The sequence below is a fragment of the Streptomyces sp. NPDC088817 genome, from assembly GCF_044750345.1.
GTDB lineage: Bacteria > Actinomycetota > Actinomycetes > Streptomycetales > Streptomycetaceae > Streptomyces.
This window is the reverse complement of sequence record NZ_JBIVJN010000003.1, coordinates 383,245-395,669: the sequence shown is the minus strand read 5'-3', so window position 1 is coordinate 395,669 and position 12,425 is coordinate 383,245. Positions and strand designations below refer to the sequence as shown.

The following is a 12,425-nucleotide window of genomic DNA, read 5'->3' as shown; positions in this document are numbered from 1 at the left end:
GTGTGCGCCGCTGTCTCCCGCCGGGTGGCGGGATCATGTGACCTCCATTCGGTCGGGTACGGGTGAGAGGACCGCAGGTCAGGCCGAGGCCGGGCACTCCCGGTCGAGCCAGCGGTCGACCTCGGACATGCGGAAGCGCAGGCTGCCGCCGACCTTCCGGGACGGGAGGCCGAGTATCCGGTGGTTGTTGTAGATCCAGGCGGGCTTCTTGCCCAGGTACTCAGCCAGTTCGTCAACGGTCATCAGGCGGTTGTGATGCAAAGGCGGATCTCCTTCGGTTCGGCGTACCGGCATCATCCTGAGCAATGTGTCTGGTTCTGTCAAAGCCGGATGTGTCACATCTAGACTTGACTCGGGTTGAATGGGCTCGTACATTCATCGCATGGAGATCACACGTAGCCCTGACGGTCCGCCGTCGCGTGCGGGCATCGAGATTCACCGGCGTATCGGCTCATGGAAGGTGACGATGTGGCGCCCAGCCGACTCCGTGGGCGGTGGGCCGCAGGAGATTCGGATCGAGCCGCACGAAGACGGCGACCCGCAGGAGATCGCCCGCGGCCTGTCCAGCACGGTGCTCCGGCAGATCGACACCAGATCGTTCGTAGAGATGCTCGACGCAGCTCCGACCGGTATTGACCAGGTCGTGGAGGAGGAAGCAGGACTCCTGCGTGGGTGGCTCGCCGACGCGCCCAGAGGGGTCACCGATAGGTACCTGGCCATGCTCTCGGCGGTCTATGTGCGGGTCGTCGAGATCGGCGAGCGGGCCCCGATCCAGGCGCTTGAGGAGATTACGAACATCAAGCAGGCCACGCTCAAGGGGCACCTGCGCGCTGCACGGAAGCGCGGCTTCCTGACCAAGGTCGAGGGCAAGGCGGGCGGACAGCTGACGGAGAAGGCCGACGAGGTGCTCAGGGGGATGAAGAGTGGCGCAGGTACTGAAGAAGTGTGATTGCCAGAACAAGACCCGGTGCGCGCACCTGTGGACAGTTCGGTACCGCGAGCCCGGTGGGCGGACGGGGCGTCAGCGGGAGAAGTCGTTCCCCACGAAACGGGAGGCCGAGAGCTTCGGCGTCAAGGCGGAGAACGACAAGCGGGCCGGGGTCTACATCGACCACCAGCTCGGGCAGATCTCCATGCGCAAGTGGGCGGAAGAGTGGCTCGCGCAGCACCAGGTGAACGAGTCGACCCGACGGAACTACCGGGGCTTCATCTCGAACCACCTGGTTCCCGCGCTCGGTGCCCGCACCCTCGCCAGCGTCACCATCCCGGATGTGAAGAAGCTTCAGACGGCCATGGTGAACGGCGGATTGGCGGCATCGACAGTCAACGACCGCATGAACATCCTGCGCGCCATGATGGCGACGGCCGTCAAGGAACGGCGCATATACGAGAGCCCGTGCGACGGGGTGCCGCCGATCAAGACGGCAGGCGCCGCCGTCGACCCGGACGAGATACCGACGCTCGGGGAGGTGTACGCCATCGCCGCCGCCATGTCCGATCAGTACCGGCTCACGGTGTGGCTCCAGGCGGGTGCTGGGCTGCGTATTAGCGAGGCTCTCGGGCTGACCTCCGACTGCCAGCGAGACGGCTTCCTGCGGCTGCGCCGGCAGATCAGCGCCAAGGCGAATCAGGGTGACTGCGTGACCCGCTTCGTGCCGCTCAAGCACCGTACGGCGGACGAGTACCGGGATGTGCCCACGCCGACGTTCCTTGACCAGGAGATCGGCAACCACCTGAAGCGCTGGGGCACGGTCGAGGTCGACGGCGTAGAGGCGCTGTTCGCACCGCGTGAGCGGGGCAAGGGGAAGATGCCCACTGCGTCGACGTACGGCTACCACTGGCGGAAGGCGTGCGCGGCGGCGGGCGTGGTCACCCCGGACATGAAGCCGAAGTGCACCCCTCACTCGCTGCGCCACTTCTTCGCCTCGACGGCGCTCGCGAACGGCGTTCCGATCCACGAAGTGAGCCGCTGGCTCGGTCACCGGAACATCAAGACGACCGTCGACACGTACGGGCACCTGGTGCCGGAGGCGTGGGACCGGTGCCGGGACGTGATGCAGCAGGCGCTTCGGCCGTCGCCGGTACGCGCCGTCGCTGTGGCGGCGTGACGTGCTGACCCGACGACACGGTGCTGACTTGGTGCTGACCCTGCACCCCTCGAAGGGGCGGAAACCCTTGGGAACACTGGGAAGGAAGGAGTTCCATGAACGTTCCGCTTCAATGTCTAGCCGGTGACTAACACCACTTCGCTGATCTGGCAAACGTGCAGGTCAAACGGGGTTCGACTCTTCGGGGTCGGGCCCCTAGATTTTTACGGTGCTGGATGGGTGCTGGATTTTCTGACCTCTCGTCACCTGACATCACCCCTGCTCATCCCTACCGTGCTGGATTCGTGCTGGATGGGATGAGAGCGCCCGTGCTGGTATGTGTACTGGCCAGAGCCTGGCCTGCGGCCGTGAAGTGCCTCATGGCCCGCGTCCGTCTTCGTTCATGCGGCGGGGGTGATGGCGCTCCGTCTTGCGAGTGGCAAAGGTTTCGGCCGGGCGTCTGTCGGCCCTGGTGCTTGTGTCGGCCTGTTCCGGTGGCGCTCACTCCCGGGCGACTGCCACCCACGGGGCGACGTCGCATCCGGCGGAATCAACAACGGAGGCTGACGCGACCCCCTCTCCGGTGCAGACCCCGACGAGCCCGGCCCGCCTTCCAGATCCGGTCCAGTCTGCGCTCCCTGTCGGGTCGAAGACGGGGTACACGGGGTCGGGTCACGGTGCGGGCGGTGTCACGCTTCCCGCGTCAGCGGGGAAAGCCTCATCCATCACGGTGATGTGGACATGCGCCGGCCCCGACAAGTTCAACATCATCGCCGCCGGAAAGACCCTCGCCGGTTCCCAGCGCGGTGACGGGAGCGGCGTGTTCACCGCCGAGATACCGCACGTCAATATGCACGAACTGGAATGGAAGTTCTCGGCGGCCAATTCGGTGATCTGGCGGATGGTCGTCGCCCAACCGCCCGGGAAGTAGCCTCGATCCTTCGCGGCGGTCCGCCGACGGAGTCGGTGGAGCGCCTCCCCGGCTCGCCGAAGCCCGCCGCCTGCTGGCCCACATCGGCGAGCACGGCGGCGGCATCAACACACCAGCGATCTCGCGTCCTTGCCGTCGGAGGAGGGGCTGGCACTGGCGATCGCCAACCGGCTCCGCCGCGCCGCGGGGCCTCGGCCCACCGAGTGATCAACACCGACGCTGTGCCTTTACTGCTCCCGGAGACGGGGGTGGGGCGGATTCGTGGCGGATTCGGCTGAGCGCCCACCGTTCTGGCAGACCGGACACAGCTCGTGCCAGCCCCCGTCGGTGACGACCGTCCCCATCCCCGGCACACTTCGCAGTCCGAGGCCCGCGCCGGGTCGGCGCTGGGGACGGTGCTGGGCGCGCGGTCGGCTCCGTGAGCCATCGGAGGCACTTCCATGGATGTGCACGCGGGGAACCCGGTGGGTTCCTCATCCACGTATTCCTCGCTTCCTCGACCGAGCGGGTCCTGGAGTGGCCGCTGGCCAAGGACGGACGGCGGCACGTGTACAGTGCCATCGACCTGGCGGGCCTCCCGGTGAGCCACTCGACCCGGCGCCAGGGCCGCCCGTACACGCTTGTCCTGACCAAGACCGATGCACTGTTCACCCGCGAGCGGCAGGCTCGGCGCACTGCTGGCACGGTCCTGATCTGGCTGAAGGCGACCTGGGCGTAGGCCGGAAGACATAGGCGGGGAGGGCACGGGCACGCCAGCGTCTGCCGGCGGATCCGCCATGAACACCGGCCCTTTGACCGCCAAGACTGCGACGCCCCGGTCCGCGACATGCTCGCCGTGCCCGGCGCGGGAACTGCACACCCCTCCGGGCACGGTCTTCCGCAGCCGTCTCGCCGACGGCCTGTCGCGCGCGGCCCGCTGGGGACGACCTCGTGTGTTCAGCTGTGGCTGTGCTTATGTCGCGTGCCCACCGAACATCGTCACACCGTCGTGACCTGCACGCCTACAAGATCATCCCAACTTTGAAATCGCCCTTCGGGTGAGGACCTCTTGGCCGGAGACCGCTGTCGCCGCGCACATACCGTCGCCGGGTCGCCGAGCTGCTCATCAGCCTCGACACGGCCTCACGTTTCCAGGCCGGAGTACGAGCGGGGGAGCTGGGGCTGACCCGCAGGTGATCACCGCCACGCGCGACGCACGGAATGCCAACCTCAGACGTCCTTGATTTGCACGCGGTCGCCGCACAGTTTCGACCAGTCGTCGCGGTCCGAGGTCAGCACCAGTACGGGCGCTGGGACGCGAAGCGCCATCGCGGCCACGAGAGCATCGATGGCGTATTTGTGGCCGTGCAGGCCACCGGCCTCGCTCAGCAGATGCACCGCGGTGAGGCTGTCCGCGTGGGTGACGTCTTGGACCTGAAGGCGGGAGAGCACCCAGTGCAGACGGGCGGTATCCGTCTTTCCATAGACGGCTTCCACCACTGTCAGGGCGGACACGAGGACGGGCACGCCTACGCGCCGAGCGGCCTCGATCCGGGTGATCATCTGGCGGTCGTTGCGCAGGAGCAGCGACAGCGCCTGGGAGTCCAGAACCAGGGACCTGGCTGCGGGTGCCTTCATGCGACGCTGTCGCCTGACGCGTACGGCGCCGGAGCGTCACCGAACAGTTCGCGCTGCGCGGCCTGGACCTCGGCCTCGCTCAACGGTTCGTGCTCGCCTTCGTAGGCGGCCACGATCTCGGCGAGACCGTCCATCGCGAGTTGATGCCGGACCGCCGCGGTCACGTAGGCGGACACGCCGCGCTTGCCGGTGCGCGTGCGCAGAGCACCGAGGAGTTCCGAAGGCATCGAGACGGAGATGTTCTCCGTGCCGCCGGGGCGGGGTGATTTCATGAGGACAAGTCTAGTACACGAACTATTACAGCGTGTGGGTTGCTGTGAAGACTGCGTCCGAAGCGGACTGAGGCGTTGGGCGGGAGGCTGCCGTCGGCAGCGGCGGCCCGGGCGCGGGATCCGTACTCCTGCGCGTGGCGTTCGAGGCGGGCGATGGAACAGTTGGAGGGACGGTTCGGTGCGTTTTGAGGGCGGTGGTCGACTCAAGCCACGCGCGGGCGTTGATGTGTAGTCTCGGCGCCCCAGGGTCTTCTCGTACCATGTCGCGGCTCCCGTGCTGGACGGGTGCTGGGTGGCGACACGTTTTCGCAGGTCACAGCCTTGTGGGCGAGTTCCGCTTCAACGTTTGGTCGCCGCCATGGCGTACTTCGCCGCGCGCTGGCAAACGCACGGTCAGCGGGGTCGGTCCGGTTTCGGGTCGGCCCCGTTGGCGCACCCGGTGCTGGTTGGACGCCCGCCTGTTCATCCGTTCGAGCTGATCAGCCCTCGTCTCTGCGCGGCTGGAGCAGCCGACCTATACGTTTTTTGTTATGGTTGGTCGCTATGAGATCGAACTAGAGACTGAAGTGCGGCAGTGGCTGGAGTCGCTGGCAGCAGAGGACTATCTGCGTGTGATGAAGCTGGCTGACGTTCTGGCGGACAATGCGGAGGCGTCTTGGCGAACCGCCTGCGCGCCACCTGGGTGGCAAGCTGCGTGAGCTGCGGTTTCGCTCCGCCGTGATCAGCGGCGGATCACGTACTGGCTGGCACCGGGCCGCCGGGTCGTCTTGCTGACCGTATTCCGCAAGACGCGCATGCAGGAGACCGCAGAGGTGTGGCGGGCACGGCGGGCGCAGGAGGAATGCGAGGCCAGGCACCAGCCTGCTGAAGATCATGAGGTCTACGACAGGGCCGTCAAGGAGGAGGAGTTGTGAAGCACGCCACCTGGAAGACCCGTCGGGTCAAGGAGCTCTCCGGGGGGAGCGACGATCTCGGCTCGGAGGCGCAGAAGGTTTACGACGAGACCGGCCTGGCGATCGAGATCGGCCGTTCCGTTTACCGTCGACGTACCGAGCGAGGCTGGTCGCAGGCGGAGCTGGCGCGACGGGCGGGCATGTCACAGCCCGCCATCGCCCGGCTGGAGACCAGCCTCACCCTGCCGTCCACCCGCACGCTGCTCAGGGTCGCGGCCGCTTTGGGGCAGCCGCTCCACATCAGCATCGGTGACGCGGCCTGAACCGGTCGTCGGGCCGTCAGGTCGGGTCCAGGGATATGTCGGCCCAGATCGTCTTGCCCTGGGGAGTCTGGCGGGTTCCCCAGTCCTGGGTCAGTCGGGCTACGAGCATCAGTCCGCGACCGCCCTCGTCGTAGTCGCGGGCGCGGCGCGGGTGTGGGGAGGAGCTGCCGGCGTCGGAGACCTCGCAGATGAGGTTGCGGTCGTGGATGAGGCGCAGCTGGACGGGGGGCCGGCCGTAGCGAATGGCGTTGGTGACGAGTTCGCTGACGACCAGCTCCGAGGTGAAGACGGCCTCCAGCCCCAACCTGCCGTCGAAGAGCGAGGCGTACGACCTGTTCGACGCCATCACCAGCACCTTCCGCTTCGTGACGGACGACGGTGTCCAGGTCACGGTGGGCGGCGACGGAGGTGTCGCCGCCTGACCGGCGCCCACGACGGGACGAGGGAAGGGCGGCCGGGTGCTCCACCCGGCCGCCCTTCGCGGCCCACGGGCAGGAACCGCTGTTCCATGCCCGTGGGGGAAGGAGGTGCACCCGGTGTGGGGGGATCAGGGGCGCACCTCAGGTTTCACAGATCCGTTTCCGGGAGCGGCACCTGCACCGCCCGCAGGGTTCCGTCGCCCAGATGCAGGAGCCCGCGGCCCGGCTGCGGCGCCTGGCGCACGGGCCACCCGCTACGAGTACGGCGAGGACTGGTCCAAGGTTGTCAACCCGGCCGGAGCCTCCTCCTACCGGGTCTTCACCGACGCGCTCGGCCGCACCTCCCGGGTGGACACTTCAACCCCGCGGCTTTCGACAGGTTCACGTCGATGCGGTACACGTACGACGCGCACGGCCAGCTCGTGAAGGCGACCAACTAGGGATTGGCCTAGCGCACGCCGTCCCAGAGCAGGCGTTCCCGCCCGCGCGGGTCGTCCTCGCACGTGGGGGCTTCGGCGAAGACCATCGTCGTGCGGGTGGTCGTGTCGTAGGCGGGCCAGCCCGGGTTGCCTGTCTTGGCGAAGGCTAGCCAGGCCTCGTGCATCGCGTCCGCGAGGGGCTGGGGTGGGTGCGGGCCCGTCAGTGGGGTGTACGAGGGGTCGTCGAGGCGGTGGAAGACGAAGGGGAGTTCCAGGGCGTGGCAGGCGCCCAGGTGGCCTTCGAACTGGGGGGAGCGCCAGGCGAATTCGTAGACGTGGGAGCCTGGGACGGACTCGGCCAGGCGGAGGGCGGGGACGCGGTAGAACCAGTCCGTCGCCACCGCGGAGAGGAGTTCGCCCGGGGTGGCGGCGGGGCGGGCCGCCCGGTAGACCGGGAGGGACTCGGCCGGGTCGAGGCCGTATGCCGTCGCCGCGGTGTGGAGCGCCGTCTCGGAGATCCTGTCCAGAAGGCCCGTGGGGACCAGGAACAGGCGGTTCTCCTCGCGGTTGCTGCCGATCAGCAGGTCGACGCCGCAGTCGGGACCCGGCAGGGACAGTCCGGCCGTGACCGGTTCGAACGGCATCATGTTGAGCACCGCCTCGCCCCACAGTGCCGGGTCCGGGCGTGCGCTCACCTCGGCGCGGAGTTGCGCCTGGGCGGGGAGGAGGTCGGTCAGGGGGACCCCGGCGAAGGCCTCAACGGTCGGTTCGATGCCGAGCTTCGCGGCCAGCCGGGACGCGATCAGCGCGGCCGAGGCCGGACGCAGGAAGTGGTGGCAGGCGCCGCTCTGCAGGATCGCCCGGTGGAACAGCCCGCGGGCCAGGCCGGTGGACAGCAGGACGCCGATGCCCATCGCGCCCGCCGACTCGCCGAAGACCGTCACCCGGTCGGGGTCGCCGCCGAAGGAGGCGATGTTGGCCCGGATCCAGCGCAGGGCGGCCACCTGGTCCAGCAGCCCGCGGTTGTCCGGGACCCCGGGCAGGTGGAGGAAACCGTCCGAGCCCAGGCGGTAGTTGAGCGTGACGCAGACGACCCCGCCGCGGGCGAACGCGCTGCCGTCGTACCCCGACGCCGAGCCCGAGCCGTTGGAGAACGCCCCGCCGTGCAGCCACACCATCACCGGCAGGCCGGCCCCCGGCTCCGGGGCCGGCGTCCAGATGTTGAGGTTGAGACAGTCCTCGCCGGGGATCTCGTTCTCCGGGATGAGGACGTCGAAGGGCGGCGCATAGGGCGCGTGCGGCGCGGTCGGGCCGTAGGCCGTGGCGTCGCGCACGCCCTGCCAGGGCTCGGGCGGGCAGGGCGCGAGGAAGCGGCGCGGGCCGAAGGGCGGGGCCGCGTACGGGATGCCCAGGAAGGACGCCACGCCGTCCCCGGACGTGCTGCCGCGGACGGCGCCTTGCTCAGTGGTGCGGACCGTCATGCCGTGAGGATCCCCAGCAGGGCCGCGCCGAACTCCTCCGGGCGTTCCAGATGCACCGCGTGCCCGGCGTCGGGGACGGCGACCTCGCGGACCGTGCCGCCGTGCGCCGCGTAGCGGTCCAGGACGTGCCGGGTCTGCGTCACCATCGGCTGGGCGGGTGTCCCGTCCCAGCCGGGCACCGCGCCGATCGCGCCCAGGTGCGCCAGGTCGAACATCGAGGTGTCCGAGACGATCACGTCGTCCTCGCCGCGGATCCACAGCACCGGCGGCTTGGGTTCGGTCAGATGCAGCTCGTCCAGGCGGAAGTGCAGCGGGGAAAGACAGTTGAGGACGCCGCGGGTGCCGGGGGCCACGCCCGGCCAGGACGGGGACGGCACGCTGTCGCCCGGGTAGTGGTCGTCGCCGGTCCGGGTGGTGAGCATGGAGTCGACGTAGGCGTCCTCGTGCTCGGCCTCGGGGCGGAACGGCGGTTTCACGTAGCAGTTCGCCAGGACGGAGCGGGGCGCGACCGGGGAGTCCTCGCCGCGCTCGCCCTTGGCCAGCAGCGCGACGAACTCCGGGTTGGCCGTGCCGCCGCCCGAGCCCGCCCCGTCCTCGGAGTTGAGAGTTCCGTCCACCCCGTGCGTGCCGCCGAAGCCGTACGGGGAGACCGGGTTGACCAGGGTCAGGGAGCGCACCGCGGCCGGATGGTCCTTCAGGTACTGCATGATCACGCCGCCACCCATGGACCAGCCCACCAGGTGCGCCCGGTCGATCCCGAGGGCCGCCAGCAGCGCGGAGAGGTCGTCTGCGTGGTCGCGCAGGCCGCGCGTGGCGTCGATGGGCAGCGGGTCGGTGCCGCCGAAGCCGCGCAGGTCCGGCGCGATGGGGCGGTAGCGCTCCGGCAGCAGGGCCATGGTGCGGTGCCAGAAGGCGGAGGAGGAGACGTTGCCGTGGACGAAGACGACCGGTTCGCCCTCGTCCCGGAGGTCGCTGATCCGGACGGCGAGGCGGTCGGTGGGTACCCGGCGGGTGCGGATGCTGCTGGTCATCGTCATCTGTTCCTTCGGTCCTTTACGCGAGCCACGTGGCGATCCGGTCGGCGGCCGAGCTGTTCCAGCCCAGCTCCAGGTGGTTGGCCCCGGCGATGGTGGCGGTGCCGCCGACCGTGGGGACGCCCGTGGTGTCGAGCGCGCTGGCGGTGAAGACGACACCGTCGCTCGGCCCGCGGTTCTCGTTGAAGATGCCGACGACGGTGGGGGATCCGCCGGCCAGCAGGTAGGTGGTGACGGAGGCGGGCACCCCGGTGTCGTGCAGCGGCTTGATCAGCGAGCCGGCGTCGATGGCGGCCTGGATGCCGCTGCCGGCGGTGTAGAAGCCCTGGCCGCCGTAGTACGTCGTGTACCAGTCCTGCGCGGCGCCGTCGACTCCGTACTTCCCGTCCCAGCGGGCCAGCATCTGCCGCTGGCCGGGGTAGTTGTCGTAGCCGCCGGAGGGCGTCATCGAGAACTCGGGGTGCGCGGTGTAGAGGCCGTAGCAGGTCATCCGCGAGTGCGGGGAGGGCGCGTTGACCGTGCCGCCGCACTCGGGCCAGATGGAGAAGTCGTGCGCCCAGCCGTGCGCGTACGGGTAGTCGTAGCCGCCGTTCGGGCCGCCCACGGTGATCAGCCTGCGCACGTCACCGGCGTACGCCCGGCCCCAGCTCGGCTTCAGCGACGACACGTACGCGCGGGTCGACATCTCGCCCTTGCTCCAGCCGACGAGGTCGACCTTGGTGACGCCGAGCTTCGCCTTGATGGCGGCGACGGCGTCGCCGACGATCTGCGCCTGCATCAGGTTGTCGCCCTGCTTGTGCGCGAAGCCGACGGCGAAGACGCGGTGGCCGCGTGCGGACAGGTACTGCATCAGCCCGGTGGACGGGCAGGACAGGGCGCCGCAGCCGTAGCCCCCCGCCTCGCCCGGGTTGGCCCAGGCGCGGTCCGCGGTGTCGTTGGCGCCGTGCACGAGCAGGACCGGTGTAGTGCGGCTGCCGGTGTTCCAGCCGGGGGCCGAGTAGAGCAGGAAGCGGCCGGAGGACGGCCGGGAGACCCCGCCGAAGTACGTGACGCGCTTTCCGTCCTGGTCGCCGCGGCCGTCGGCCGGGTAGCCCTCGGTGCGGAATCCGGGGGTGGTGTCGAGGTAGCGCTCCACGCGCTCCCAGCCGTTGGTGACGGTGCCGGCCCCGTAGCTCGCCTCCAGGGTGAGGTACGAGGGCGGTTCGGCGGCCGACGCGGTGCCGGCGCCGGCCACCGGTCCGGCCGCCACGGCCATCAGCAGGGCGAGCAGTGTCCGCCACCGGCCCGCACGGTTTCGTCTCTTCGGCATGTTCCCGCCCTCTCCCTCGCGCATCCACGGCTCCGTCCCCCCGCGGCGGCCCACATTAGGCACGGGGGACGGAGAGAGGGCATGTGTGCGGAACCCATAAGGAGGGCGGTCTGTATGGGGCTTCAACCCGCGGATCGGGGGATGCGCGGTCTCCGGCCGGGGCGGGCCACCGGCCGGAGACCGCGGACTCAGGCGGCCCGCGCCACCCGCCGCCGGCCGCGGACCCGGTACCCGTACGCGGCCAGCACCACCGCCAGGCTGAGGAAGCTCAGCCCCACCTGGGGCCGGGTCTCCGGCATGACCACCATGACGGCGAGCACTCCGGCCATCCACGCGATGGTCACGTAGGACAGGTACGGGAAGAGCCACATCTTCAGCTTGATCGGCTCGCCGCCCTCGCGCTCGATCCGCCTGCGCTGCCGGATCTGGGCCGCCACCAGCACGATGTAGTAGATGAGCTGGATGGCGCCTGAGGAGTTGATGAGGAAGATGAAGACCTGCTCGGGGAAGAAGTAGTTGGCGACCACGGCGAGGTAGCCCATCGAGGTCCCGGCGAGGATCGCCCGGACCGGCACACCGCGGGAGTTGACCTTGGCGAGGAACTTCGGCGCCTCGCCCTGCTCGGCCAGGGTGAGCAGCATGCGCGAGGTGATGTACAGGCAGGAGTTGAGCGAGCTGAGCACCGCGGTCAGCACGACCACCTGCATCATGACCGAGGTGTAGGGGATGCCCGCGGCGTCCAGGGCGACCGCGAACGGACTCTTGATGATCTTGCCGGAGAAGGAGAAGTCCCACGGCACGATGCACACGATGAGCAGCACCGAGAGCACGTAGAAGGTGAAGACCCGGTACATCACCTGCTTCGTCGCCTTGGCGGCGTACTCGGCGGGCTTCTCGGACTCGGCGGCCGCGATCGTGGCGATCTCCGCGCCGCCCATGGAGAACAGCACCGTCACGCTGCCGATCACCGCGGCCGTGACACCCATCGGGAAGAAGCCGCCGGAGCCGAACAGATGGCTCAGCCCCGGACTGGGCCGGCCGGTGCCGCCGAACAGGAAGACCAGCGCGACGCAGGCGAAGAAGATGATCGCGGCGATCTTGACGGAGGCGAGCCAGAACTCCGACTCGCCGTACGCCTTCACCGACAGCAGGTTGATGGCGGTCATCACCAGCATCAGGCCCAGACACAGGGCCCAGGTGGGCACCGAGGGCAGATAGCCGCCCAGGATGCCGGCCCCGGCGACGGCCTCGATGGCCGCCACGACGACCCAGAAGTACCAGTAGAGCCAGCCGATGGTGAACCCGGCCCAGTTGCCGAGCCCGTGCCGGGCGAAGTTGGCCACCGAGCCCGCGGACGGCCGCAGCACGGCCATCTCGCCGATGGCTCGCATGACGAAGATCATCAGTACGCCGCTGACGGCGTAGCTCAGCACCGCCGCGGGACCGGTCTGGTTGATCACCGCACCGGAGCCGACGAACAGCCCGGCACCGATGATGCCGCCGAGCGCGATCATCGTCAGATGCCGGTTCTTCAGGGATCTCTTGAGTCCGCCGCCGGGAGCGGTGGCCTCTTCGTGGGGAACGGTCGAAACGGGTCGATCACTGGTCGTTGCCACGGTGGACCTCGTTCTTCTCGGAAT

At 69.1% G+C, this 12,425-nt stretch carries 12 protein-coding genes and 4 pseudogenes; 8 read left to right on the top strand and 8 right to left on the bottom strand.

Going from position 1 to position 12,425, the window contains the following annotated elements:
* Positions 1 to 78 precede the first annotated feature (78 nt).
* Entirely contained in the window at positions 79 to 243 is a 165-nt protein-coding gene (locus ACIP4X_RS07975; RefSeq protein WP_159024987.1) for a helix-turn-helix domain-containing protein, read from the bottom strand.
* A gap of 139 nt (positions 244 to 382) precedes the next feature.
* On the opposite strand from ACIP4X_RS07975, the gene ACIP4X_RS07970 reads away from it, so the two are divergent.
* The 5 genes and pseudogenes from ACIP4X_RS07970 to ACIP4X_RS07950 all read left to right on the top strand — a co-directional run.
* Positions 383 to 949 (top strand): hypothetical protein, encoded by a 567-nt coding sequence (locus tag ACIP4X_RS07970; RefSeq protein ID WP_401347248.1) that lies wholly within the window; start codon positions 383 to 385, stop codon positions 947 to 949.
* Entirely contained in the window at positions 924 to 2,108 is a 1,185-nt protein-coding gene (locus ACIP4X_RS07965) for a tyrosine-type recombinase/integrase (RefSeq protein ID WP_401347245.1), read from the top strand. Before ACIP4X_RS07970 ends, ACIP4X_RS07965 begins: the two co-directional genes overlap by 26 nt.
* A gap of 712 nt (positions 2,109 to 2,820) precedes the next feature.
* Positions 2,821 to 3,018, top strand: coding sequence for a hypothetical protein (locus ACIP4X_RS07960; RefSeq protein ID WP_401347243.1), 198 nt, complete (start codon positions 2,821 to 2,823; stop codon positions 3,016 to 3,018).
* A gap of 547 nt (positions 3,019 to 3,565) precedes the next feature.
* Entirely contained in the window at positions 3,566 to 3,736 is a 171-nt protein-coding gene (locus tag ACIP4X_RS07955) for a hypothetical protein (protein ID WP_358728841.1), read from the top strand.
* Positions 3,737 to 4,080: 344 nt separating this feature from the next.
* A pseudogene (locus ACIP4X_RS07950) lies at positions 4,081 to 4,194 on the top strand (DNA-binding response regulator); the annotation flags it as partial.
* A gap of 33 nt (positions 4,195 to 4,227) precedes the next feature.
* Here ACIP4X_RS07950 and ACIP4X_RS07945 read toward each other — a convergent pair.
* Positions 4,228 to 4,635 carry a PIN domain-containing protein gene (locus tag ACIP4X_RS07945; RefSeq protein WP_358728843.1) on the bottom strand — a complete coding sequence of 136 codons (408 nt, stop codon included), beginning with the start codon at positions 4,633 to 4,635 and terminating at the stop codon, positions 4,228 to 4,230.
* The gene (locus ACIP4X_RS07940) at positions 4,632 to 4,907 is read right to left on the bottom strand and encodes a hypothetical protein (RefSeq protein WP_401347239.1); all 276 of its coding nucleotides are present in this window, start codon (positions 4,905 to 4,907) and stop codon (positions 4,632 to 4,634) included. Before ACIP4X_RS07940 ends, ACIP4X_RS07945 begins: the two co-directional genes overlap by 4 nt.
* A gap of 530 nt (positions 4,908 to 5,437) precedes the next feature.
* On the opposite strand from ACIP4X_RS07940, the pseudogene ACIP4X_RS07935 reads away from it, so the two are divergent.
* Together ACIP4X_RS07935 and ACIP4X_RS07930 are read left to right on the top strand one after the other, a co-directional pair.
* A pseudogene (locus ACIP4X_RS07935) lies at positions 5,438 to 5,821 on the top strand (type II toxin-antitoxin system RelE/ParE family toxin).
* Positions 5,818 to 6,123 carry a helix-turn-helix domain-containing protein gene (locus tag ACIP4X_RS07930; protein ID WP_391459630.1) on the top strand — a complete coding sequence of 102 codons (306 nt, stop codon included), beginning with the start codon at positions 5,818 to 5,820 and terminating at the stop codon, positions 6,121 to 6,123. The pseudogene ACIP4X_RS07935 and the gene ACIP4X_RS07930 overlap by 4 nt, the downstream one beginning before the upstream one ends.
* Positions 6,124 to 6,139: 16 nt before the next feature.
* On the opposite strand, the pseudogene ACIP4X_RS07925 reads toward ACIP4X_RS07930, so the two are convergent.
* Positions 6,140 to 6,418: pseudogene (locus ACIP4X_RS07925) on the bottom strand (ATP-binding protein); the annotation flags it as partial.
* Positions 6,419 to 6,785: 367 nt separating this feature from the next.
* Here ACIP4X_RS07925 and ACIP4X_RS07920 point away from each other — a divergent pair.
* Positions 6,786 to 6,979: pseudogene (locus tag ACIP4X_RS07920) on the top strand (hypothetical protein); the annotation flags it as partial.
* 11 nt (positions 6,980 to 6,990) lie between these two features.
* On the opposite strand, the gene ACIP4X_RS07915 reads toward ACIP4X_RS07920, so the two are convergent.
* The 4 genes from ACIP4X_RS07915 to ACIP4X_RS07900 all read right to left on the bottom strand — a co-directional run bounded on the left by ACIP4X_RS07915 (position 6,991) and on the right by ACIP4X_RS07900 (position 12,401).
* On the bottom strand, positions 6,991 to 8,442 hold the full coding sequence (locus ACIP4X_RS07915) for a carboxylesterase/lipase family protein (protein WP_401347236.1): 1,452 nt from the start codon (positions 8,440 to 8,442) through the stop codon (positions 6,991 to 6,993).
* Positions 8,439 to 9,473, bottom strand: coding sequence for an alpha/beta fold hydrolase (locus ACIP4X_RS07910; protein WP_401347234.1), 1,035 nt, complete (start codon positions 9,471 to 9,473; stop codon positions 8,439 to 8,441). Before ACIP4X_RS07910 ends, ACIP4X_RS07915 begins: the two co-directional genes overlap by 4 nt.
* 22 nt (positions 9,474 to 9,495) lie before the next feature.
* The gene (locus tag ACIP4X_RS07905; protein ID WP_401347231.1) at positions 9,496 to 10,785 is read right to left on the bottom strand and encodes an esterase/lipase family protein; all 1,290 of its coding nucleotides are present in this window, start codon (positions 10,783 to 10,785) and stop codon (positions 9,496 to 9,498) included.
* 188 nt (positions 10,786 to 10,973) lie between these two features.
* The gene (locus tag ACIP4X_RS07900) at positions 10,974 to 12,401 is read right to left on the bottom strand and encodes an amino acid permease (RefSeq protein WP_358728855.1); all 1,428 of its coding nucleotides are present in this window, start codon (positions 12,399 to 12,401) and stop codon (positions 10,974 to 10,976) included.
* Between the last annotated feature and the right edge of the window lie 24 nt (positions 12,402 to 12,425).